The 22,223-nt window shown below is 72.2% G+C and carries 23 protein-coding genes; 10 read left to right on the forward strand and 13 right to left on the reverse strand.

Annotated features, from left to right (window positions below):
• Nucleotides 1–125: 125 nt before the first annotated feature.
• Together ABZ815_RS18520 and ABZ815_RS18525 are read right to left on the reverse strand one after the other, a co-directional pair.
• Nucleotides 126–1,808 (reverse strand): substrate-binding and VWA domain-containing protein, encoded by a 1,683-nt coding sequence (locus ABZ815_RS18520; protein ID WP_357699288.1) that lies wholly within the window; start codon nt 1,806–1,808, stop codon nt 126–128.
• A gap of 233 nt (nt 1,809–2,041) precedes the next feature.
• The gene (locus tag ABZ815_RS18525) at nt 2,042–2,680 is read right to left on the reverse strand and encodes a hypothetical protein (RefSeq protein ID WP_357699290.1); all 639 of its coding nucleotides are present in this window, start codon (nt 2,678–2,680) and stop codon (nt 2,042–2,044) included.
• Between the two features lie 139 nt (nt 2,681–2,819).
• Here ABZ815_RS18525 and ABZ815_RS18530 point away from each other — a divergent pair, with 139 nt between their 5' ends.
• Genes ABZ815_RS18530 through ABZ815_RS18540 form a run of 3 tightly spaced genes read left to right on the forward strand, consistent with a single transcriptional unit; the run spans nt 2,820 to nt 4,899 of the window.
• Nucleotides 2,820–3,590 carry a DUF4184 family protein gene (locus ABZ815_RS18530; RefSeq protein ID WP_357699291.1) on the forward strand — a complete coding sequence of 257 codons (771 nt, stop codon included), beginning with the start codon at nt 2,820–2,822 and terminating at the stop codon, nt 3,588–3,590.
• Nucleotides 3,583–4,395, forward strand: a complete 813-nt coding sequence (locus ABZ815_RS18535) for an RNA methyltransferase (RefSeq protein ID WP_357699293.1) — start codon at nt 3,583–3,585, stop codon at nt 4,393–4,395. The genes ABZ815_RS18530 and ABZ815_RS18535 overlap by 8 nt, the downstream gene beginning before the upstream one ends.
• A 54-nt stretch (nt 4,396–4,449) precedes the next feature.
• Nucleotides 4,450–4,899 (forward strand): group II truncated hemoglobin, encoded by a 450-nt coding sequence (locus ABZ815_RS18540; RefSeq protein WP_357699295.1) that lies wholly within the window; start codon nt 4,450–4,452, stop codon nt 4,897–4,899.
• A gap of 5 nt (nt 4,900–4,904) precedes the next feature.
• Here the strand turns inward: ABZ815_RS18540 and ABZ815_RS18545 are convergent, their stop codons facing one another.
• Nucleotides 4,905–5,192 (reverse strand): hypothetical protein, encoded by a 288-nt coding sequence (locus ABZ815_RS18545; RefSeq protein WP_357699297.1) that lies wholly within the window; start codon nt 5,190–5,192, stop codon nt 4,905–4,907.
• A 268-nt stretch (nt 5,193–5,460) separates the two neighbouring features.
• Here ABZ815_RS18545 and ABZ815_RS18550 point away from each other — a divergent pair, with 268 nt between their 5' ends.
• Nucleotides 5,461–6,006, forward strand: a complete 546-nt coding sequence (locus ABZ815_RS18550; RefSeq protein WP_357699299.1) for a hypothetical protein — start codon at nt 5,461–5,463, stop codon at nt 6,004–6,006.
• Nucleotides 6,007–6,016: 10 nt separating this feature from the next.
• Here ABZ815_RS18550 and ABZ815_RS18555 read toward each other — a convergent pair whose 3' ends face one another.
• Nucleotides 6,017–6,817, reverse strand: a complete 801-nt coding sequence (locus ABZ815_RS18555) for a serine hydrolase (protein ID WP_357699301.1) — start codon at nt 6,815–6,817, stop codon at nt 6,017–6,019.
• A 156-nt stretch (nt 6,818–6,973) separates the two neighbouring features.
• Here ABZ815_RS18555 and ABZ815_RS18560 point away from each other — a divergent pair, with 156 nt between their 5' ends.
• Nucleotides 6,974–7,165, forward strand: a complete 192-nt coding sequence (locus ABZ815_RS18560) for a DUF1508 domain-containing protein (protein ID WP_357699303.1) — start codon at nt 6,974–6,976, stop codon at nt 7,163–7,165.
• Here the strand turns inward: ABZ815_RS18560 and ABZ815_RS18565 are convergent.
• Complete coding sequence (locus ABZ815_RS18565) at nt 7,162–7,671, reverse strand: VTT domain-containing protein (RefSeq protein ID WP_357699305.1); 510 nt, start codon at nt 7,669–7,671, stop codon at nt 7,162–7,164. The genes ABZ815_RS18560 and ABZ815_RS18565 overlap by 4 nt on opposite strands.
• 167 nt (nt 7,672–7,838) lie before the next feature.
• Here ABZ815_RS18565 and ABZ815_RS18570 point away from each other — a divergent pair, with 167 nt between their 5' ends.
• Nucleotides 7,839–8,354 carry a hypothetical protein gene (locus tag ABZ815_RS18570; protein ID WP_357699307.1) on the forward strand — a complete coding sequence of 172 codons (516 nt, stop codon included), beginning with the start codon at nt 7,839–7,841 and terminating at the stop codon, nt 8,352–8,354.
• Here the strand turns inward: ABZ815_RS18570 and ABZ815_RS18575 are convergent.
• The 3 genes from ABZ815_RS18575 to ABZ815_RS18585 all read right to left on the reverse strand — a co-directional run bounded on the left by ABZ815_RS18575 (nt 8,323) and on the right by ABZ815_RS18585 (nt 13,717).
• Entirely contained in the window at nt 8,323–11,727 is a 3,405-nt protein-coding gene (locus ABZ815_RS18575) for a BTAD domain-containing putative transcriptional regulator (RefSeq protein WP_357699309.1), read from the reverse strand. The genes ABZ815_RS18570 and ABZ815_RS18575 overlap by 32 nt on opposite strands.
• A 63-nt stretch (nt 11,728–11,790) precedes the next feature.
• The gene (locus ABZ815_RS18580; RefSeq protein WP_357699311.1) at nt 11,791–12,849 is read right to left on the reverse strand and encodes a lysylphosphatidylglycerol synthase domain-containing protein; all 1,059 of its coding nucleotides are present in this window, start codon (nt 12,847–12,849) and stop codon (nt 11,791–11,793) included.
• A gap of 49 nt (nt 12,850–12,898) precedes the next feature.
• A complete protein-coding gene (locus ABZ815_RS18585) occupies nt 12,899–13,717 on the reverse strand; it encodes a PIG-L family deacetylase (RefSeq protein ID WP_357699313.1) in 819 nt (272 codons plus the stop codon).
• Nucleotides 13,718–13,755: 38 nt separating this feature from the next.
• Between ABZ815_RS18585 and ABZ815_RS18590 the strand changes: the two genes are divergently transcribed.
• Nucleotides 13,756–14,838 carry a glycosyltransferase gene (locus tag ABZ815_RS18590; protein WP_357699315.1) on the forward strand — a complete coding sequence of 361 codons (1,083 nt, stop codon included), beginning with the start codon at nt 13,756–13,758 and terminating at the stop codon, nt 14,836–14,838.
• On the opposite strand, the gene ABZ815_RS18595 is transcribed toward ABZ815_RS18590, so the two are convergent.
• The 4 genes from ABZ815_RS18595 to ABZ815_RS18610 form a co-directional block, all read right to left on the reverse strand.
• Nucleotides 14,835–15,626, reverse strand: coding sequence for an NAD(P)-dependent oxidoreductase (locus ABZ815_RS18595; RefSeq protein ID WP_357699317.1), 792 nt, complete (start codon nt 15,624–15,626; stop codon nt 14,835–14,837). The genes ABZ815_RS18590 and ABZ815_RS18595 overlap by 4 nt on opposite strands.
• A 30-nt stretch (nt 15,627–15,656) precedes the next feature.
• Nucleotides 15,657–17,120, reverse strand: coding sequence for a DUF2079 domain-containing protein (locus tag ABZ815_RS18600; protein ID WP_357699318.1), 1,464 nt, complete (start codon nt 17,118–17,120; stop codon nt 15,657–15,659).
• Between the two features lie 115 nt (nt 17,121–17,235).
• Nucleotides 17,236–17,607 (reverse strand): hypothetical protein, encoded by a 372-nt coding sequence (locus tag ABZ815_RS18605; RefSeq protein ID WP_357699320.1) that lies wholly within the window; start codon nt 17,605–17,607, stop codon nt 17,236–17,238.
• 89 nt (nt 17,608–17,696) lie between these two features.
• Nucleotides 17,697–18,260: a TetR/AcrR family transcriptional regulator gene (locus tag ABZ815_RS18610; protein ID WP_357699322.1), complete on the reverse strand. Its 564-nt coding sequence runs from the start codon at nt 18,258–18,260 to the stop codon at nt 17,697–17,699.
• 50 nt (nt 18,261–18,310) lie between these two features.
• Here ABZ815_RS18610 and ABZ815_RS18615 point away from each other — a divergent pair, with 50 nt between their 5' ends.
• Both ABZ815_RS18615 and ABZ815_RS18620 read left to right on the forward strand, forming a co-directional pair.
• The gene (locus ABZ815_RS18615) at nt 18,311–19,405 is read left to right on the forward strand and encodes an NAD(P)/FAD-dependent oxidoreductase (RefSeq protein ID WP_357699324.1); all 1,095 of its coding nucleotides are present in this window, start codon (nt 18,311–18,313) and stop codon (nt 19,403–19,405) included.
• Nucleotides 19,406–19,468: 63 nt separating this feature from the next.
• On the forward strand, nt 19,469–20,581 hold the full coding sequence (locus ABZ815_RS18620; protein ID WP_357699326.1) for an aromatic ring-hydroxylating dioxygenase subunit alpha: 1,113 nt from the start codon (nt 19,469–19,471) through the stop codon (nt 20,579–20,581).
• Here the strand turns inward: ABZ815_RS18620 and ABZ815_RS18625 are convergent.
• Nucleotides 20,551–21,105, reverse strand: a complete 555-nt coding sequence (locus ABZ815_RS18625) for a DUF1707 domain-containing protein (RefSeq protein WP_357699328.1) — start codon at nt 21,103–21,105, stop codon at nt 20,551–20,553. The genes ABZ815_RS18620 and ABZ815_RS18625 overlap by 31 nt on opposite strands.
• 180 nt (nt 21,106–21,285) lie before the next feature.
• Here ABZ815_RS18625 and ABZ815_RS18630 point away from each other — a divergent pair, with 180 nt between their 5' ends.
• Nucleotides 21,286–22,218, forward strand: a complete 933-nt coding sequence (locus ABZ815_RS18630; protein WP_357699330.1) for a sensor histidine kinase — start codon at nt 21,286–21,288, stop codon at nt 22,216–22,218.
• The last annotated feature ends 5 nt before the right edge of the window (nt 22,219–22,223 follow it).

The raw sequence follows: 22,223 nt of genomic DNA on the forward strand, positions 1-22,223 counted from the left end.
GCGGGTGAACGGGCGCTCAAAGCACCCACGCGGGAGAGGACGCCGCCTCGATCGGCCAGGTTGACCGGCGCGGCCCCGGCCATGCCCAACAGGCATGACCCCGTGATGGTTGTGACGGGAGTGGCTCAGCCGTCGCAGCTGGGGGCGCAGAGCCGGCGTTCCATGCCCTGCAGGAAGAAGTCGCGGACCTGGAGCACGTCCTTGGCGATGTAGGCCTCGCCGCCGGTCGTCTTGGCCAGCGTGTCCATCTGCTTCCTGCCCGCCTCGGCCTCCGGGCCGAAGGCGATGAGCAGGATGCTGATCGGCCGCTTCGGGTTGTAGGTCTTCTTGAGGTACTGCAGGATCTGCGCGTTCGTGACGCCGCCGTCGGGGTCGTCGTTGCCGGCGCCGTCCGTGAGGATCAGCAGCGTGTTGATCTTGTCGTCCTGGTACGTCTTCGTCAGCTCGCCGTAGGCCGCCCTGATGGTGTCGTTCAGGCCGGTGTCACCGGTGGCCTTGGCCTGGATCTGCCCGAACTGGGCGGCCAGCGCCTGCTTGCGGAGCACGCCGTCGGTCGACTCGGCGAGCGGGCCGACGGAGACGAGTTCCTTCCAGTCCTTGCCCTGTCCGTCCATGTGCGTGGAGAACGTCCACAGGCCCAGCTCGGAGTCGGCGGGGAACAGGCCCAGCCCCTCCATGGCGATCTTGTTGATGGCCTGCATCCGGGTCATGTTCGTGCCGGGCACGGGCAGCGCCATCGTGCCGGAGACGTCGAGCAGGGTGAGCAGGCGGGTGCCGAGGTTCAGCCGGGACCAGGTCTGCACCATCGAGGCCACGGCCTTGGCGTCGGGCTTGGGCAGCGCCTCCGGCTTGTCGGGGACGAACCCCTTCTCCTTCGACAGCGCGTCGCCGGCCTTGCCGTCGGCGCTGCGGAAGCCCGCGGCGCGCAGGGTCTTCTTGGCCGCGTCCGTGCCGAGGTCCTGCCTGAAGTCCGTGGCCGCCTTCTGGACCGCCGGGTCCTTGGTGAGGACCGTGATCGGGTAGTCGAGGCTGAGCGTGCCCTCCTTGGGATAGAGGGCGACCACCGGGGCCTCGGGCTTCTTGGCGTTGTGGGCGTAGACGGCCTGCTCGGTGGCGACGCCGACCGGCACCCTTCTGCCCGACTTCACCGTCAGGCTGGCCAGCAGCGCCGCCGGGTCGGAGGCCAGCTGGCCGGAGATCTCCTTCAGCGCGCCCACCAGCGCCTTGTCCTGCTTGGCCTCCTTGGCCGAGGTGGCGGCGGCCAGCAGTGCGGCCAGCCCGGCGGAGTTCTTCTGCGGGTCGAGCGCCAGCACCCGGACCTTCCTGCCCGGTCCGTCGGGGTTGGCGACGTTCGCCGCGGCGATCATGCCCGCCCAGCTCGGCGTGAGGCTGCCGGACAGCTTGGCCGCGGCGGACTTGGCGGTCGCCAGCACGACGGGCGAGACGGCGACCGAGCCGGCCGGCTCCGGCAGCGCCGAGCCCGCGGGGGAGTTGCGGACGTTGCCCACCAGCAGGCTGGAGTCGGCCACCCACACGTCCGCGGCGGACTTGCCGGCGGCCAGCCCGTTCGCGGTCTTGGCCGCCCCTTCCTTGGCCACGGTGACCTCGACGCACTTGCTGTCGATCGAATGCATGGCCTTGGTGTAGCTGGCGGCGATCTTGCTGAGCGCGGGGTGGATGTCGGGGGTGGCCACGACGCGCAGCGGCAGCTTGCCGGCCGAGCAGTCGTGCTCGCGGTTGAAGATCACGAACGCCGCGACGCCGAGGAGCACGGCCAGGGCGACGGCCCCGGCCAGCGGTACGAGCACTCTGCCACGCCCGCTGACGGACCGCCTGCGGGAGGGTGGTTCCTGGGCTCGGTAGCCGCCATCGAGCTCGTCTGTCCGGTGTCGCCCCACGATGTCCTCTTGGTGTCCTCTTAGGCGTTGAGACCTTCCGGAGACCCTAGCGGGAGTTGCTCCGCAATACTTCGGGAACGATACTCGGTGGACTCTGTGTGGCAAAACCGCTCTTTTGGTGCGCCTATTACGGAGAGTGGCGCTCAGTGGCAGCAGGCGTGACCGCGCCAGGCGCGCGTCCCCTCACGCACGGCGACCGCCGCGAGGGCCACCGCCATGGCCGGGTCCACCCACCACCAGCCCAGCGTGTTCAGCCACAGGCCGACCAGGACGCCGGCCGCCATGGCGGCGCAGATCAGGTTCTGGGTGCCCTCCCCGGACGTCGCCGCCGACGCCAGCCGCGCCCCCAGCCGCCGCTTGACCAGCCCCAGCGCCGGCATGCTGACCAGGCTGACCGTCGTGACCACGATGCCGAGCACGGTCGGCGTGGCCCGGTGGCCGGCGTCGAGGTCGTGCGCGACGTGCCCGACGAGGTAGGGCGCGAGCAGCCAGAAGCTCACCGCCACCGCGCGCCTGGCGGTGGTCTCGGCGTGCGGCGAGAGCGTGCGGGCGCCGGTGAAGCGCCACACCACGATCAGGCTCGCCCCCGCCTCGGCGAAGGCCGACAGCCCCCAGCCGATCAGCGCGACGGAGTGTGCCGACAGCCCGGCGGCCAGGCCGAGCGTGCTCTCCACGGCCAGCCAGGCGAGCGTGGCCACGGAGAGCGCACGCGCGGCGCGGGCGGCCCGCAGCCAGTCGGCCGTCGCGGCCGGATGCTCATGAATCCGCTGGTCAGACACCATGAACCCCCGAACTCCCGGCTATCCGGCCGTCGACAGCGTTACGTAACGTACCCATGACTCAGGGTGACCTTAAGGCCTGTGCGGCAAAGGATGTTCAAGATTCACCGGATAATGGCGGTCATCGTCCGGGGGAGGGGTCGTGCCGTTCACGCCGAGTCACATCGCCGCCGTGCTGCCGCTGGTGGCCTCCGAACGGGCGCGGCGGTTCGCCGATCCGTGGGCGCTCGCGCTGGGGGCGATGGTCCCCGACCTGCCGATCTTCCTGCCGTTCCTGCCCGTCTACGGGAACTGGCACTCCTGGCAGGGCGTGCTCACCCTCGACCTGGCCGCCGTGCTGCTGCTCCTGCCGCTGTTCCACCTCGTGCTGCGCGATCCGCTGATCTCGCTGCTGCCACCGTCGCTCACCGGCCGGGCCGCGCTCCTGCGTCCGGTCCGGCTCAGAATCCTGCCGGTGGCGGCCGGTGGGGTGATCGGCGCGGCCACCCACGTGTTCTGGGACTCCTTCACCCACTCCTACGCCTCCGCCCGCTGGGGCGCCTGGCCGGACACCCTCGTCTACGGCACGACCAGGCTCTTCAGCGTGTTGCAGTACACCTCGTCGGCCGTCGGGCTGACCGTGGTCGTGTGGTGGGCGTGGCGCGCCCTGTCCAGGAGCGAGGCGGCCCACGTGCCGGGCCGGCTGCGGCTCGCCCCCGCCGCACGGTGGGTCGTGCTGGCCGCGTGCGCGCTCGGCATCGTCGCCGGCGCCCTGCTGTGGCCGCTGGTGGACGAGCCCAACCCCGCGCTGGGCTTCAGGAGCGTGGTCACCAAGACGGGCGCCGGCACCGTGGTCGGGCTCTCGGCCGTTCTGGTCTGCTACGCGGTCGTCTGGCAGGTCAGGCGGCGCATGGCAGTATCGGAAGGTGCCTGACTACGTGTTCGACGCCGACGACCCCCGAATCGCCGACTACACCCGGCTGCGGGACGTCGAGCTGCGCAAGAGCCTGGAGGCGGAGCGCGGCCTGTTCCTCGCCGAGGGGGAGAAGGTGATCAGGAGGGCCGTCGCCGCCGGCTACCCCATCCGCTCGGTCCTGACCACCCGGCGCTGGTACGAGTCGCTGTCCGACGTCATCGGCGACGCCACCGTCTACGAGGTGAGCGACGAGCTGATGACCGGCATCGCGGGCTTCCAGATCCACCGCGGCGCGCTGGCCTCCATGCAACGCCTGCCGCTGCCCACGGCCGCGACCCTGATCAAGGGCGCCCGCCGGCTGCTGGTCCTGGAGGACCTCGTCGACCACTCCAACGTCGGCGCGATCTTCCGCTGCGCCGCCGCGCTCGGCGTCGACGGCGTCCTGCTCTCGCCGCGCTGCGCCGACCCGCTCTACCGCCGGGCCGTCAAGGTCTCCATGGGCGCGGTCTTCTCGATCCCGTACGCCCGGCTCGACGACTGGTACACCGGCCTCGGCGAGCTGCGCGAGGCCGGGTTCCAGAGCCTGGCGCTGACCCCCGACCAGAGCGCGACCCCCATCGACCGGATCGCGATGGGCGACCGGGTGGCGCTCCTGCTCGGCGCCGAGGGCGACGGCCTGTCCTCCCACTGGCTGCACGAGGCCGACCACGCGGTGTGCATCCCCATGAGCCCGGCCGCGATGGACGCCGGCGTCGACTCGCTCAACGTGGTGGCCGCGGCGGCGATCGCCTGCCACGGGCTGATGCGCCCGGCCGGGCGCTGACCTCCCGGCGAGTGGGTCTGGTGGCGTCTCGACCAGCCGTGTAACCCTGTAATCATGCAGACCTTGTTCGAGCACGCCGGCGGCGAAGAGGGCTTACGCCGCTTCATCGAGATCTTCTACCGCAGCCTGCTGACGGACCCGCTGCTCCAGCCGCTGTTCGGTGAGGGCAAGGCGGGCCACGTGGACAACCTGACCGCCTTCACCGTCGAGACCTTCGGCGGCCCCGACACGTTCTCGGCGGAGATGGGCGGCTTCCCGCTGCTCATCGAGGCGCATCGCGGGCTGGCCATCGAGGAGGCCCAGCGGCTGCGGTTCGTCGAGCTGTACATGCGGGCCGCCGACGAGGCCGGGCTGCCCGGCGACGAGCCGTTCCGGGCCTCGCTCCGCTCGCACGTGGAGTTCGGCACGCAGGTCGCGCTCCAGAACTCCCACGCCGAGACCGACGACCAGCTCCATCCGCTGCGCGAGGTGCCGCGCTGGGACTGGGAGCAGCCGCCGCGATAGCCGGTTCAGGGGCGGTCGGTGTCCTCGGTGAGCCAGTCGGGGTAGGTGTCGATGTCGTGCAGCACCGGCTGGGAGTCGACGGCGCCGCCGTTCGCGACGATGTGCGCCTCCAGCGCGGCGGCCCGCTCCCGCGGGGTGATGAGCGTGAGCTGCCAGGAATCCCCGGCCTCCGCGGCCGGGGCTTCCGCGATGTCGATCGAGGTGGCCAGCTCCGCGAGCAGGATCGTGTGCGCGAGCGCGGCGGCCTGCTCATGGCCCTCGATCGTCGTGCGGACTTCGATGAATTCCGCCATGATCTTCCTTATTGCGGAGGGGTAGATTCACCACCCTATCTGCGTGAATCGACCCTGGGGTCGGCTTCGGGGGGCGAAGTCCACCTGAGTGGTTTCAGTTTGCGATCAGCGGGTACCCAGGGCCGGCCGCCTCAATCGCGAACCGACGGCCGTGATCGTGCTTCCGCCGGCCAGGCCGTCGCCTTTCGGGCCGGCGGAGGGCCGCCACCCGCCCGGGATACGGCAAGATGTGAGCTGCCGATCACCGAGAGCGACCGACGGAGGTCCTGTGAAGCTGGCCTGGATCATCGCGGCCGCGGCCGCGGCGACCCCGTACGCGTCGGCGGCCTCCCCCCTGTGGGCCGCTCCCGACCAGCACGCCCTGACCTGCGCCGTCAGCTCACCCGACGGCCGGCCGCTGACCTTCAGCCCGCGCGTCGGCCTGACCGCGAGGCCGGTGTCGGTCCGCGGCAACCTCCAGCTCACCGGCTGCCTGTCGGGCGACGGCACGGCCCCCTACCTGCGCTCGGGCTGGGTCACCCTGAAGAGCGTCGGCCAGGCTTCGTGCGCGAGCGCCCGGCACGTCCACGGCGCCGTCCGCATCACCTGGTTCGGCCTCGACGGGCGGCCGGTCGGCACCTCGCAGGTGCGCGCGCGGGCCGACCGGCTGGCCACCCAGAGCCCAGCCGACAGCTTCCTGACCGGCACGGTCGCCTCGGGGCCGCTGTCCGGCGAGCACGTCCGCGGCTCGATCACGCCCGCCATGGGCATCCTGGCCTGCGCGACCAGGGGCCTGAGCACGCTGCCCGCGGCGGGCCGGCTCACGTTCGGCTGACCCTCGCGGGTCAGCCGGCGGCCATCTGCTCGCCCGCGTAGTCCAGCAGTTGCGCGGCGGTGGTGAAGCGGCGCTCGTCCCCGTCGTGGAGCAGTGCCCCCACCACGAGCTTGCCGTTGCGCTCACCGGCGAACAGCAGACAGTACTGCGCCGCGTTCGTGTAGCCGGTCTTCACGCCCAGCACGCCGTCCGACCGGTCGAGCAGCTTGTTGGAGTTGCGCCAGGTGTGCGCCCGGTGCAGGGCCGACTTGGCGACCTTGTGCACCTGGCTGCCCACCACCGCGCGGAAGGTCGGGTCGGTCAGCGCCCGCTGCGCCAGCGTGACCTGGTCCACGGCGGTCGAGTAGCCGCCGTTGGCCGGCGTGGGCAGCCCGTCGGGGTTGGTGTAGCGGGTGTCGGCGAGGCCGAGCGAGCGGGCGGCCCGGTTCATCTTGGCCACGAACGCCGTCTTGCCCGGCCCGTACTTCCTGGCCAGGGCGTTGGCGGCGTCGGCGCCCGAGGGGAGCATGAGGCCGTACAGCAGGTCCCTGGCCGTGAGGCGCTCGCCCTTGCGCAGGCCCGCCGTGGTCGCGCCGTTGCTGGTCGCGTGCTTCGTGTCGGCGGCGGTGACCGTGATCGCCTCGTTCAGGCGTCCCTCCCGCAGGACGACGTAGGCCGTCATCACCTTGACCAGGCTGGCGACCGGCACCCGCCGGGTCTCCCGCTTCCTGAAGTGGATCGTTCCGTCCGAGTCCACCACGTACGCCGCCCCGGCCTTCACCGCCGGGACGTCGGCGGCCAGTGCGGCGGACGCCGGGTAAGAGATCCCCACAAGCAACGCGAGTACGGCAGAGCCGATGAAACCCCCAATACGCATGCCAGACATGTTCGCAGGAGATCAAGGCTTGGTTTGCGAAACTCGGCCGTAAGTGGCGCCCAGTTGGGGGTAAATGCTTGATAGATCCGACATCTGCGGGGAGACGAGGCCGTGGCAGGCAGATTCATCATCAGTCAGGACGAGCGAGGTGCGTTCCGTTTCGCGCTCGTCGCGAACAACGGGCAGACGCTGGCCGTGGGCGAGGGCTATCCCAGCAAGGCCGCCTGCGTGAACGGCATCGAGACCGTACGCAGGAACGCTCCAGAGGCCGCCATCGACGACCAGACCCCGGCGGCGATCTAGGACGAGGCCAGCGCCTTACGCCGGCGGCGGACGAAGAACCACGCGACGCCGGCCGCGACCGCCGCGAGCAGCAGCAGCGCGCCGGCGGGCGAGCGGGCGGCCAGCTCCAGCCAGCCCCACACCAGCGCCGTGAGCCCGAACCACCAGATGGGCGCCCAGGTCAGGCAGCCGAGCGCGCTCGCCACCACGTACCAGGGATAGGACACCCGAAGCGCGCCCGCCACCCACGGCAGCGTGTGCCGCAGCATGGGCACCCAGAAGCAGCCGTAGACGGCCAGCGCGCCCCACTTCTCGACGACGCCCTCGATCCTGGCGATGCGCTCGCGGCCGAGCCGTACGCCGACCCGCGACTCGTGGAGCTTCTCGCCGAGCTTGCGGCCGACCCAGTAGTAGACCTGGAACGCGCCGAACAGCGCGAGGATGAGAACGGCCCCCACCAGCCAGTACGGCAGCCCGAACCAGAACGGCCGGGCGGGATCAGGGAGGGCGGCAGCCGCATGCCACATGAGCCCGCTCACCCCCACTCCAACGCCTTAGGTCAGCCTTACCTTAGTCAAGGAGAAGGCATTCCGCCACATCAGCTTGCAAGGGCACGGCACCGGCTGCAAGTAGGCGACAACCACCCCTCAACCCTCACGCCCTATACCTGAACTGAGCAAAAGGGGTGTTGATCATGTCGTCGAGAAGCGCGGTGGTCCTGGCAGGCGGTACCGCCAACACGGTCAAGCTGTTCGTGGCGGCCTTGGCCTTCACCAGCGCCTACGTCGGCGTATCCGCCTACGGCAGCGCCGGCTCGGACACCGGGCCCGCGCGGACCGTCACCCTCTCGGCCCGCGAGCTGCCCATCACCGCCCCGGCCCGGCAGAGCGTCCCCGCCAGGGCGGGCGCGATCGCCCTCAGCGCCCTGCCCGACGCCACCCCCGGCTGCGGCAAGTCGTTCCTGGCCCGCGGCCTGCTGGTCAACCCGCGGCCGGGCACGACGGTCCTGTACCGCTGGCGGCTGTCGCGCTGGAGCCCGGCGGCCAGGACGTGGCGCACCTACCTGGTGGACCACTCCGGATTCGCCGGCGGCAGCCGGAACGTGGAATGGCAGCCGCAGATCACCGGCAACGCCGGGTGGTACCGGGTCGAGCTGATCGCCCGGCCCGGCGGGACCGTCATGAGCGAGCGTTTCCAGGTGAGCTGCTGACCGAGCGCCGCGCCGCCTCGACCCAGCGCGGCACGCCCACCCGCTGGGCCACCTCCAGCGCCTTCTCGTAGTGCGCGCGCGCCGCGTCGGGCTGGCCCAGCCGGATGGCCAGGTCGCCGAGGGTCAGCGCCACCGGCCACAGCGCCACGACGCCCGTGCCCGCGCCGGCCACCCGGTCGGCGAACGGCTTGAGCTTGTCGTAGCAGTCGACCATGCGCTCGCGGTCGTCCAGCAGCATGCCCGCCAGGGCGCGCCAGGTCATCACCAGCTCGTAGAGGAAGTCGGGCCGGACCGGCGGGCGCGTCGCGGCGACCGCCCTGGCGTCGTCGAGATGCCCGGCCGAGGCCAGCGCGAGCGCGTAGGCGTCGAGCGTCCACTTGGCGCCACGCTGGTGGGCCGCCGCCAGCAGGTCGACGGTCTGGGCCGCCCGGCCGTCGACCAGGTGCAGGCAGAACGCGGTGATCAGCGGCAGGTCCTGGCGGCCTTCGAGCATGCCGGCCCGCGCGGTCATCCGGGCGGCCTCGCGGTAGGTGCGTTCGGCGCCCGCGTAGTCGCCGGAGATCATCAGGCGCTGGCCGGCGTACCAGACGACGACGGCCGCGGGGGCCGACAGGTCGTACTGCTTGGCCAGCCGGTCGGCGGCGGCGGCGTGCTGGTCGGCGGCCGCGAACTCGCCCCTGGCCGCCGCGCACTCCAGCAGCACCAGGTGGGCCAGGGCCTGCGTGGCCATCTGGCCCGAGCGCTGGGCGACCTCCAGCAGCTCCCTGCCGATGCCCTCGCGGGTGTCGACGGCCGGGATGTCGTAGGACTGGCGCAGCCGGCCGCTCAACGCCGCCGCGATCAGCGTCGGGTCGCCGCTCTGCCTGGCCAGCTCCAGCGCCTCCAGCGAGGCCTGCCGCCCGCGCTCGGGCGAGGAGGAGCCCTCCAGCTCCAGCGCCAGCGTGGTGAGCAGGCTCGCCCGCAGGCGCTGCTCGCCCGCGGGCAGCTCGATGAGCGCCTGCTCGGTGACGTCGACGATCTCCCACGCGGTGCGGGTGAAGTCGCGCGCCATGCCCTTGTGCGGCACGGCCAGCGACGCCGCCACCTTCGCGGTGATCTCCAGGTCGCCGAGCGGCAGCGCGGCGTCCATGGCCTGGCGGCGCAGCAGCCTGGCGGCCGTCATGTCGCCGCACAGCGCCAGCGCCTTGATCTGGCGCAGCATCAGCCGCAGCCGCTCCTTGGCACGCTCCTGGCCGGGCTCGTGCCCCTTGTCCTCGGTACGGGGGCCGCCCCGGTCGAAGGCCGCGATGGCCTGCTCCCACAACGTGGCCGCCTCGCGGTGGGCGAAGCGCCGCTCGGCCTGCTCGGCCGCCAGGCCCGCGTAGTGGACGGCCTTCTCGGCCGCGTCGGCCAGGAAGTAGTGGTGGGCCAGCGCCGCCACGTCGGAGGACGTGCGCTGCTCGATCACCGCGGCGACGGCGGCGTGCAGCCGGGTGCGGCGCAGCCGGGAGGCGTCGGAGTAGATCGTGTCGCGCACCAGGTCGTGGTCGAAGCGCAGCAGCCCCGGCCCCGGCTCGGTCACCAGGCCGGCCAGCAGCGCGGCCTCGACCGCCTCGATCACCGCGTCTTCGTCACCGGCGACCGTGACCAGCACGTCGAGGTCGACGTCGCGGCCGATGACCGCGGCCTGGAGCAGGATCTGCTGGGCGCCCGCGGGCAGCCGCGAGATGCGCCGCCGCAGCACGTCGCGCACGCCCGAGGGCACGCGCGAGAGCACCTGCGTGGCGCTGGCCCGGTCGGCCGCGCCCTCGGCGTCGAGCAGGCGCACGGTCTCGCGCACGAAGAACGGGTTGCCGCCGGTGCGCTCGACGATGGACTCGACCGCGTCCTCGTCGATCTCGCGGACGCAGGTGGCCTTGACCAGCTCGGCCACGGCCTTGGGGTCGAGACCGGACAGGCCCACGCGGACCGGTTCGAGGCGGGCCAGGGCGGCCAGCACGTCGGACTGGCGGTCGTCGAGCTCGCTCTCCCGGCACGTCACGACCAGCAGGACGCGGCTGGTGGCCAGCAGGCTCGGCAGCGCGCGCAGCAGGGCCAGCGTCTGGTCGTCGGCCCAGTGGAGGTCTTCCAGCGTCAGCAGCACCGGCGCCCGGCGGGCCACGCCGGCGAGGTAGCCGCCGACCGCGCGGTGCAGGCGGAAGCCGCCGGAGACCTCGTCCTCGTCGGGGTCGGGGGCGGTGTCGTCGAGCAGGGGGGCGAGGAGCTGGGCGTATTCGCCGGCGCCGGTCGCGCCGATCAGCGAGCGCAGGATCTCCACCCAGGCCCAGCCCGGCGGGGTCGCGCTGGAGTCGGGGCAGGCGCCGGAGGCGGTGATCCAGCCATCGGCGCCGAGCCTGCCGTCGAGCTGGCGCAGCAGCGTGGTCTTGCCCGCGCCGGCGACGCCGGTCACGATCGAGACCTGGAAGCGGCCGGTGCGCGAGGCGGCGGTGGTCAGCCTGGCCAGCTCGGCGTCGCGGCCGACGAACGGCTCGGGCTCCAGCGGCGGCGGCTCGACGTGGGCGGCGGCGGGCCGCGGCGGCCAGGTGTCGGTGACCGGGGCGGACCTGGCGGGCCGCGGCGGCGCGGCCAGCTCCAGCTCGGGGGACTGGGCCAGGATGTCGGACTCCAGCTTGCGCAGCGCGGGGCCCGGGTCGATGCCCAGCTCGTCGGCCAGCATGTTCCTGGCCCTGCGCAGCGCGGCCAGCGCGTCGCCCTGCCGGCCGCAGCGGTAGAGACCGAGCGCCAGCAGCCGCCAGCCCTCCTCGCGCAGCGGGTGTTCGGTGGTCAGCGCCTCCAGGTCGGGCACGGTCTCGGCGTGCAGGCCCAGCCGCAGGCCGGTGTCGGCGTGCCGCTCGCGGGCCACCAGGCGCAGCTCGGCCAGCCGGTTGACCTCGGCCTCGGCCCAGGGCTGGTCGGCGAAGTCGGAGTAGGGGGTGCCGCGCCACAGGCCGAGCGCCTTCTCCAGGCGGCCGCGGGCGGACTGCGGGTCGCCCTCTTCGAGGTGTTCGCCCGCCGCCCTGACCAGTTGCTCGAAACGCAGCGCGTCGACCTGCTCGGCGGCCACGCGCAGGGCGTAGCCGGAGGCGACGGTGACCAGCAGACGGTTGGGGCCGCCGCGCGGACGGCCCGGTTCGAGCACTCTGCGCAGGCGGGAGATGTAGACCTGGAGGCCCGACTGGGCGCCCTTGGCGGCGTCGTCGTCCCACAGATCGTAAAGAAGCGTGTCAACCGGCACGACCTGACCTCTGGCCACGAGAAGTCGGGCGAGGACGGCCCGCTGCCGCAACCCGCCGAGGTCGAGTTCGTCGTCGTGTTCGTACGCCTCGACTGGCCCCAGAACCCGGAACGCCACCATGTCAGCCGCCACGCTATGCGGGCTTCCGAACGGCGCACAAGGTGTTTGATGGCTTTGGGATTGTCACTGAGGGGCCTTCGAGATCGCGGACGGGGGCTCCGCGGCGGCGTTCCGGCCGTTGCGCCTGCGCAGGAGCGCCCACGCGCCCAGTGCGAGGCCGCCGAACGGGATCTCGATAGTGTAAGTCCAGAAGCCGAAAAGGAGTGCTGTCGCGACGGCCGGAGTGCCCGGCACCCCGAACGTGATCAGCAACGCGGCGACCCCGCTCTCCATGATCCCGGCCCCGCTGGGCGTGATCACGGCGCTGGTGAGCACGCGGGACAGCGCGAAGACCGCGATCGACTGGGCCAGGCCCGGCCAGGCGCCGGTGGCCCACATGCAGGCCGCCATGATCGCCCACTGGAAGCCCAGGAAGAACACCATGCCGAGCGACAGGCCGAGCGCGCGCGTACGGACGATCTCCGCGGTGTCGGCGCGCAGCCGGTGGAAGGCCTCGGAGGCGTGCACCTTCAGGCGCAGCAGCCGGGTGAGCCCGTCGAGCGCCCGGCCGAGCACGGCGGCGGCGCGGTCCCAGTAGAGGGCGACGGCCACGATCACGCAGAGCGCCAGGATGGAGATCGCGCCCGTCCAGCCCGCCTTGACGAACGCCGGGTCGAGCACCTCGCCCGCCATGAGCAGCGCGATGATGCCCACGGCCGGCAGGATGAACCTGAACAAGGTGTTCCAGATGCCGCTGACCAGCGTCATCACCACGATGGGCCGGTTGGCGAAGCCCCAGCCCCTGGTCATGGCGAACGACAGCGCCACCCCGACCGCGCCGCCGAACGGCAGCAGGTTGCTGACCGCGCTGCCCGCCGCGTTGAGTGTGAGGCCCTGGAGGTTGGTCAGCCCCGGCAGCGAGTTGGTCAGCACGAACGTGTACGCCAGCAGGCTCAGCAGCCACAGGGCCGTCATCAGGACGATCTGGCCGGCGCCGAGCGCCCCGAAGACCTCGCCGATCGCGTGCCAGGAGACCGGCTTGCCGGTGAGCGTGCGCACGATCTGCGGCAGGTAGACCACGAGCAGTACGGCCAGCCCGAGCGACAGGACGGACAGGGCGATCTGGAGCGGCTTGTTCTTCATCGCCCACCAGTCTGACGGGTCGCCGGAGCCGGCACGTCACCCTCAGGTGCTACTTCGGCCATCGGTCGAAAGGGTGAGTGAGACGAGCGCCGGGGGGCAGGTCGCGGCGGACGAACCACTCGGTGCCGAAGACCAGGCGGTAGAGCGGGCCGGGGACCTTCAGCATGACGGCGAGGGTGCGGTCGCTGTCGCCGCCGCTGGCCTGGGAGGCGTGCGCGGCCATCGAGGCGCGCTTCTGCCGGGCGTACCGGCGGACGTTGACCCGGTGGGTGATCGTGTCGCTCGCCGAGTACGCGCTCTCGAACGTGCGCACGTCGAACTCCGGCGGGAACTTGTACACCCGGCCCGCCATGCGCAGCAGCCGTACCAGCGGGTCGCGGTTGACCGTCGCCTCCAGGACGATCTCCGTGCCCGCGATCTGCGCCGCCCGCTTGCCCACCCGGTGGACCTGCACGTGGTCGGGGTGCCCGTAGCCGCCGGCCGGGTCGTAGATCGACAGCAGGTCGGCCTTCTCCTCCTCCAGGATCGCCGCCAGCGCCCTGGCCGCGGCCTCGGTGTCGGCGTCGATGAAGGCGTTGTCGGGCCGCTCGTCGGCGACGCCGCCCTTGGGGCTGAGCCCGGAGTCGCCGTAGCCCAGGCACTCGACGCGGGCGCAGCCGAGCAGCGCGGCCGACTCGTAGAGCTCCTTGAGCCTGGTCTCGCGCAGCTCCTCGCCGGGGCCGATCTCGGCCAGGCCGCGTTCGCCGGCCGTCGCGACCACGAGCACCACGCGGTGGCCCTCGGCCGCGAGCATCGCCATGGTGCCCGCCGTGAGCAAAGCCTCGTCGTCGGGATGGGCGTGGAAGAAGACCGCGGTACGTGGAGGCACACGCCCAGATTAGTCTGGGAGGGGTGCGGATCTTTCACGTGAGTGACTGTTACCTGCCGAGACTCGGGGGGATCGAGGTCCAGGTGGCCGACCTCGTGCGCGCTCAGCGCGAGGCCGGGCACGACGTGCTCGTGGCCACGGCGACCAGGGGCGAGGCGTTGCCGGGGGTGCGCAGGGTCGTCGCCAGGATGCCGTTCGACCTGCCGGTCCATCCGTTCGGAGTGGGGCATCTCACTCGGGGCATCTTCGTCGTCCGGCCCGACGTGGTGCACGTGCACACCGGAGCGGTCTCGCCGTTCGCCTGGATGGGGGTGCGGGCGGCGCGGCGGGCGGGGGTGCCGTGCGTGGTGACCGTGCACAGCATGTGGGACCCGGTCACGCGGGGGCTCTACCGGCTGCTGCGGCTGGCGTTCGGCTGGCAGCGCTGGGGGCTGGTGGCCACCACGGTGAGCACGGCGGCGGCGGCGCCGATCAGGGCGGTGGCGGGGCCCGGCGTGCCGGTGCGGGTGGTCTCCAACGGCCTCGACCTGATGGGCTGGGCGCCGTCCCCTGGCGTGCCCGCCGCGCGGGCGGAGGTGCACGTGGTCGCCGTCGGCCGGCTCGCGCCGCGCAAGCAGCCCGTACGGCTGCTCAGGCTGCTGCTGGCCGCGCGGGAGCGGGTGCCCGCCGAGATCCCGATGCGCGCCACGATCGTGGGCGACGGGCCCGCCCGCGCCCGCATGGAACGGTTCCTGGTCAAGCACGGCATGACCGGCTGGGTGTCGCTGCCGGGCCGCTACACGCGGGAGCAGATCGCCAAGGTGCTCGACTCGGCCGACGTCTTCGTGGCCCCGGCGGCCAGGGAGTCGTTCGGCATCGCGGCGCTGGAGGCGCGGGCGGCCGGCGTGCCGGTGGTGGCCAGGGCCCAGAGCGGTGTCGCCGACTTCGTCAAGGACGGCACCGAGGGGCTGCTCGGCCGCACGCTGGGCGACCTGGCCGGGGCGGTGGCGCGGCTGTGCTCCGACGCGGGGCTGCGCCGGGAGATCGCCGCCCACAACCGCTCGACGCCGCCCGTCGCGGGCTCGTGGGCCGGGGTGCTGGAGGGGTTCGACCGGGCCTACGAGCAGGCGATCGCGCGTTAGACCAGGCGGCCCCTGCGCAGCGTGTACTCGCGCGAGGCGAAGTCGCCGCCCTGCGGGACGCCCTCGGTGAAGAAGGCGTCCGGCGTGCCGGTCACGCGGGCGGCGTACGACTCGGCGTCGTCCTCGGGCTCGTAGCCGAGTTCGGGGGAGAGCAGCCAGAAGCGGCGGGTGTTGGCCGAGACGGCGTAGGCGGCCAGGAAGCGCAGGCCGGGCGTGGTGACGGCGGCGTGGACGAACCCGGCGCAGTCGCGGGGGCTCAGCCAGGTCGCCAGGTGGCGGACGTCCTGAGGCTCGGCCTCCAGGCTGCCGATGCGCAGGCAGACCACCTCAAGGCCGAACTTGTCGGCGTACAGGCGGCCGAGGGCCTCCACGGCGGCCTTGCTGACGCCGTACAGGCCGTCGGGGCGCGGCGGCAGGTCGGGGGAGATCGTCGCGGTGGCCGGGTACATGCCGGTCAGGCGGTTGCTACTGGCCAGCACCACGCGTGGCACGCCGGCCAGCCGGGCCGCCTCCAGCACGCGGTGGGTGGTCAGCACGTTGCCGTCGAGCAGGTCGGGCAGGGGCGCCTCGTCCGGCACGCCGGCCAGGTGCACGATCGCGTCGGCGCCCTTGACCAGCGCCACGGTCGCGGCCAGGTCCGACAGGTCGGTGCGGACGGCCTCCTCGCCCGGCCCGGCCTCCACGGGCTCCCTGTCGACCAGGATCAGCCTGGTGGCGGACTGGCGGAGCCGCTCGCGTACGGCGCCGCCCACCATGCCGGCGGCGCCGGTGAGCACGATCATTCCCATGCCGACATTCTGCGGCATCGGCCGGTACGGTCAGTTCCGCCGGAGGACGACGTACCCGTCGCGTTCGTACACCTTCGTGTAGCCCTCGGTCTGGAGCTGCTCGACCCGGTTGCGCTGGTCGTCGGCCGAGCCGAACGGGAACTCCCAGCGGGCGGTGTCGGCCACGATCCACGGGGCGCCGCGCGGGGCCGCGCTCCACAGCAGGACGGTGGTGCGCGAGCTCAGCGCGGGACCGACGGAGTTGACCGCCTCGACCGTCACCCCCGAGGGCACCCTGCTCACCGCCTCGGCCGCGGCGGCGGCCTTGTCCTCCTTGTAGAAGGCGGGATGGTAGAGCTGGTCGAGCGCGAACCTGGGCACCAGGGTGAGGGCGACGGCGCAGGCCGCGGCGGCCCAGGCCAGTTTGAGCCCCTGCCGATCGGCGCGGCCGGTCCAGCGCAGCAGCCTGGCCAGGCCGTCCACGCCGGCGCAGAAGAGGATCAGCACGGTGAACGCGCTGTACTGGAAGTCGGCCTGCCACCACTGCGGACGGTCGGACAGCAGGCGTTCGAGCACGTGCGGCAGCGCCGCCAGCGACAGCGGCGACAGCAGGCACAGCAACAGCGTCGGCCAGACCAGCAGGAACAGCGTGTCGACCTTGGCCTCGTCGCTGAAGGGCAGCAGCAGGGCGGCGAGCGGGTCGCGCAACATCGCGAGCAGCGCGCCGGGCGCGTCGGGGCCGAGGTGGCCGTAGGCCCAGAAGTCCTTGCTGTCGCCGCCGAACGAGGTGATCAGCAGGCCGCGGACGAGCACGACGGCCCCCGCGCCGAGCAGCGCGGCCACGACGCCGCGCAGGCGGTCGCCGACGGCGAACAGGTACAGCCCCGCCCCGATCACCAGGAGCCCCATGTCCTCCTTGACGAGCAGGAGCCCGAGCATCGCCAGGAACGCCGGCAGCACGCGCCCGGCGTGGTAACGCTCGATCATGATCGCGGTGAGCAGCGGGACGAACATCACCTCGTGCGCGTCGAAGGCGACGGCCTGCGCGATCGGCCACGACAGCGCGTACGCCACGGCGACCAGATAGGCGGGCCCGACCCCGAGCACGCGCCGGGTGAACAGCCACAGGAACGGGATCGCCCCCGCGAACAGCAGCGCCTGGGCCACGATGAGCGTCTCGGGCCCGTCGTGCACCCAGTAGAACGGCGCGAGCAGCGCGTAGATGGGCGAGAAGTGGTCGGCGAGCTGGAGGTAGTCCGTGCCGCGCTCGTGGAAGACGCCGAGCACCGGCACGTACGGCGGCCGGAACCGGGCGTAGTTGCGCACGGCCTGATCCACGATCACCAGGTCGAACGTGGTCGCGCGGAAGGTGGCCAGCTTGACCAGCCCGAGAACGGCGTACGCCACCGCGGCGAGCAGCGCGAGGGCGCCGACCCGCACACGGTGGCGGAAGAGCACTCTGGCGGGGAGTGCGGTGTCTGCCTGCGGCCGTGCGATCACCGTTTCGTCCGTCACGGCAGCAAGCGTAAAGGGGCCATCCGGTCCTGTCCGTTCCCCATTCCGACGGACCGGATGACGCGGTCACCGCGCCGGCCTGCCCCCCGCAGGCGGTGCGGCGACCGCGGGCCGATCAGGAGCAGGCGGCGGTGATCTTGGTGGTGAAGCCGCTCATCTTGCCGCTGAACTCGGTCGCCTTGCTGAGGTCGCCGCTCTCCAGGCTCTCGAAGCCGGAGGCGAAGTCGTTCAGGGCGGCCGCGACGTCGCCGTCGTACTTGCCGGCGAGCTCCTTGGTCTTGGCGGCGGCGGCCTTGGAGGCGTCGCCGATCGCCGCGGTGTCCGTGGCGTTCTTCGTGATGGCGCCGCTCCACTCAGTGGTGATCTTCGAAAGCTCGTTGACGGCGCTGTTGCAGTCAACGGCCTGGCCGACGGCACCGCAGGCGGTGGACAGAACGGCAAGGGAGATCGTCGCGACCGCGAGGGCGAGTCGGCGAGGGGGAGTCATTTTTGGTGCCCTTCGTTGGTTTTCCGTACGAGGAGGACATTAGCGATCTCTGCTTGATCGCCGCTTGCACGCCGCTAACATTCCGGCCGTCAGATGCGCGTAAAGCCGCGCAGCAGCACCTCGACGACCTCCGCGGGGCCGGGCATGGGCAGGTCGAGCATGCCTCGGTAGGTCACCAGGCCCGCGAACAGGTCCGTCAGCAGCCACAGGTCGGCGTCCGGGGGCAGCTCGCCGCGGTCGATCGCGCGCTCGTAGACGATCCACGAACGTTCCATGCGGGTGCGCATGCCGGTGCGGATGATGTCGGCCACGGCGGGGTCGCGGCCGGTCTCGCCGTACATCTGCCTGGTCAGGCGGGCGACGCCGGGCTGCCGCCACAGGGCGAGGGTGTCGGCGACCACCACGCGCAGGTCGCCTTCGAGCGAGCCGGTGTCGGGGACGGCGACGTGCGTGTCCATGAGGCCGCCGAGCGATTCGAGCAGCATGTCGCGTTTGGTGGCGTAGCGACGGAACACGCTCGCCCGGCCCACGCCTGCCGCGTGGGCGACGTCGTCCATGGTGAAGTCCAGACCGTGGGAGAGCAGCAGCTCGGTGGCGGCCTGCCTGATGCGGTGATGGACCGTGGGGTCGGGCTTGCGGCCACGCGCGGACATTGTGATACTCCAAGTATCTGATACTGACAGTCTCTCAAAGTGGGGCTTCTATGAGAGTAATCGTGGCGGGAGCCGGGGTCGCGGGGCTCGCGGCGGCGCGCGGCCTGCTGAACGCCGGTCATGACGTCGAGGTGTACGAGAAGGCGCCCGAGCAGCGCACGGCGGGCGGCTCGGTCACCCTGTGGCCCGGCAGCACGGCCATCCTCGACGAGCTCGGCGTCGGGCACGCGGACGTCGGATGGCGGCTGGAGACGATGGAGTCATGGGCCGACGACGGCCGCCGGCTGTTCACCATCGACCTCACCGCCGCCGAGCGGCGCTACGGGCGTCCGTGCGTCCACGTGGCCCGGCGCGAGCTGGTCGAGGCGTTGTGCGAGGGTGTGCCCGTCGTCTACGGCGCGGGCGTCGAGCACGCCGAGCCCGAGCGGGCCGAGGCGCGGCTGTCCGACGGCCGCGTCGTACGCGGCGACCTGCTGGTGGGGGCCGACGGGCGCAGGTCGGCGGTGCGCCGCGCCCTGTGGGGGGACGATCCGGCCACGCTGAGCGGCTGGGTCACCTGGCAGGGGTTCACCACCGCGCCGACGTCGCTGACCGGGGCTCGCCGGGCCGTGATGATCGCCGGACGGCGGGAGCTGTGCGGGCTGATCCCGGCGGGCGAGGGCAGGCTGCTGTGGTGGTTCGACGTCCAGGCGTCGCCCGGCGGGGCGTTCTGGGGGGACGACCCCGACATCGTGCCGCGCCTGCGCGAGCGGTTCGGCGGCTGGGCCGACCCGGTGCCCACGGTGCTGGAGACGATGAAGGAGATCGACTTCTTCCCGCACCACCGGCACACGATCCCCCGGGTGTGGGGCAGGGGCCCGACCACGCTGGCCGGGGACGCGGCCCACACCATGCCGCCCACCATGGCCCAGGGCGCCAACCAGGCGCTGGAGGACGCCTGGCTGCTGACCCGCTCGGCCGGTGGCGACCTGCGCGCGTACGAGCGGGCCAGGGCGCGGATCGCGCGGCGGCCCGCCATGATCGCCGGGACCGAGGTGACGAACCGGCAGCGCTCGTTCGCCGGACTGCTCCCCGACCGGATGGCGACCTGGGTGCACACGGAGTCGCTGCGCAGGTTCAGCTCCTACCTCTTGACAGCCTTGTGAAAGCCGCCGGACGATGTCGCATATAGAGCAACTCGGTGCGTAATACGCAACAAGGGGTGTCGGTTGACCACCACGTCGAGCTTGATCTCCACGCTTCCCGGCCGCTCCTACACCGATCCCGACCTGTTCGCCGAGGAGCAGGCCAAGATCTTCGAGTCCATGTGGTTCTGCGCCGTCCGGGCCGGCGACCTGCCCGGCCCCGGCGCGTTCCGGACCGTCCAGGTGGGCGGCGAGAGCGTGATCGTGGTCCGCGGGCGCGACGGGCTGCTGCGCGCCTTCCTCAACGTCTGCCGCCACCGCGGGGCGCGGCTGTGCATGGAGGAGCAGGGCGAGGTCAGACGGACGATCAGGTGCGCCTACCACGCCTGGTCCTACGACCTGGACGGCCGCCTCGCCGCCGCCCCCAACCTGGCGAGGATGCCCGACGTCGACCGCGTCGAGTACGGCCTGGTCCCGGTGGCCCTGCGCGAATGGCTCGGCTACGCCTGGGTGTGCCTGGCCGACGAGCCGCCCTCCTTCGAGGACACCGTCACGTACGCGGCCACCGAGCGCCTCGGCGACCCTGCCGCGATCGAGAACTACCACGTCGACCGGCTCGCCCTGGGCCGCCGCGTCGTCTACGACGTCAAGGCCAACTGGAAGCTCGTCGTCGAGAACTTCATGGAGTGCTACCACTGCGCCACGATCCACCCCGAGCTGGTGGCCGTGCTGCCCGAGTTCGCCGGCGGGTACGCCGCCCAGTACTACGTGGGCCACGGCGCCGAGTTCGCGCCGCGTGTCGAGGGCTTCACCGTGGACGGCGGCGCGGGCTTCGGCCGCCTCCCCGACGTGGCGCCGGAGCAGGACCGCCGCTACTACGCGATCACCGTCAAGCCGCAGGTGTTCGTCAACCTGGTGCCCGACCACGTGATCCTGCACCGGATGTTCCCCATGGCCGCCGACCGCACGGTCGTCGAGTGCGACTGGCTCTACCACCCGGACGTGGTGGCCTCCGGGGCCGACCTGTCGCCGTCGGTCGAGCTGTTCCACCGGGTCAACGAGCAGGACTTCGACGCCTGCGAGCGGACCCAGCTCGGCATGGGGTCACGCGCCTACCGGGCGGGCGGCGTGCTGGTGCCGAGCGAGCACCACATCTCGGCCTTCCATCAGTGGGTGAACCAGCGTTTGCGCGGATAGCGCACCCGCAGGCCGCCGTACTTGGCCCGGCCGCCGACCACCAGGTAGAGCACGCCGGGCCGCCGCCTGCCGGGCACGTCGGTGACGACGGTCTGCCCCCAGTCGGTGCGGAAGGCGTCCACGTTCACGACGGCGCCCTCGGGAACGACGATCTTGGCGGAGCCGTACGTGAGGTCGAGTTCGAGGTCGACGACCGGGTGGGGGATGACGGCCTGGGACAGGTCGAGATCGACGCTGCCGTACCTGGAGGCGATCCGCAGCCGCCGAGGGACGGCCCAGTCGCCCGAGCGGCGCACGTGGCCGCTCTTGGACTCCAGCTCGACCACGTCGTCGGCCGGTGCCGTCCCGGCGGGCAGATCGGTGATCAGGCCGAGCAGGTCGCCATAGGTCTTGGAGGTGAACGCGAGTTCAAGCCGGTCTTCGAGCTCGGGACGCGTCAGGCGGCCTTCGGCGAACGCCTGCTGGAGCTGCCCTGCCGTGCGCTCCCGGTCCTCGTCGGAGACCCGCATCTGCATTTCCGACATGTCCCGAGCATAGGTTCGCGGCGATCAGAACGGGAGGCGTCGCCCTGAAGGGGTCCGCAGATCGAGGTGGGAGTACCGGCGCCCCCTCAGGGGCCTGCGTACGAGCTGAAGTCTCTTCACACCCGACAAATACCCATTTGATTGTCTTGGAGTCCTCATGCGCAGGTACCGTGATGCCTGATGTCGGCGGACCTCTTCGTGCATCCGGCCCTCTTCTACCGAGGTGACCCGGAATATGTGGCTGCCACCACGGATTTCGTGCGCGAGGGGCTGGCCGCAGGCGAGCCCGTCGCGGTGGCCGTGCCCGCCGCGAATCTGGCCAAGATCGAGGCCGGGCTCGGCGCCGACGCCTCCCGGGTGACCCTGATCGACATGGGCGTGGCGGGCCGCAACCCGGGGCGCATCATCCCCGCCGTGCTGCGGGCCGTCGCCGACCGGCATCCCGGCCAGCACGTGCGGATCATCGGCGAGCCCGTCTGGCCCGGCCGCTCGGGCACCGAATACCCGGCCTGCGCCCAGCACGAGGCGCTGATCAACCTGTCGTTCGCGGGCCGGCACGTCACGATCCTGTGCCCGTACGACCTGGAGGGGCTGACGCCCGAGGTGCTGCGCGAGGCCGAGCGCACCCATCCCGTGCTGCGCGACGCCACAGGTGAGCGGGCCAGCCCCCGCTACGCGCCCGATCTGGTCGTCGCCCGGCACAACCGGCCCTTCGACGAGCCGGCGGAGTGCGTCTCGCTGCGTTTCGACCGCACCGACCTGGCCGCGGCCCGCAACCTCGCGGGCGAGCAGGCCAGTGCGGCGGGCTTCGGGGACGACCGGCTCGACGACATCCGCCTCGTGGTGGCCGAACTCGGCGCGAACAGCCTCGACCACGGCGGCGGCTCCGGCCTGGTCAGGATCTGGACCGAGGACGCGCGGCTGGTCTGCGAGGTCGCCGACCGCGGTCACATCGCCGATCCGCTGGCCGGACGCGTCCCCGTCGAGGCGCAGCGCTCCGGCTCGCGCGGCCTGCTCATCGTCAACCTGCTCAGCGACCTCGTACGCGTCCACACCCGCCCCGGCGCGACCGCGGTCCGCGCCTACTTCGACCTGCCGGACGTCCTGGTGTAGACATC

Source organism: Nonomuraea sp. NPDC047529 (genome assembly GCF_040642995.1).
Lineage (GTDB): Bacteria > Actinomycetota > Actinomycetes > Streptosporangiales > Streptosporangiaceae > Nonomuraea.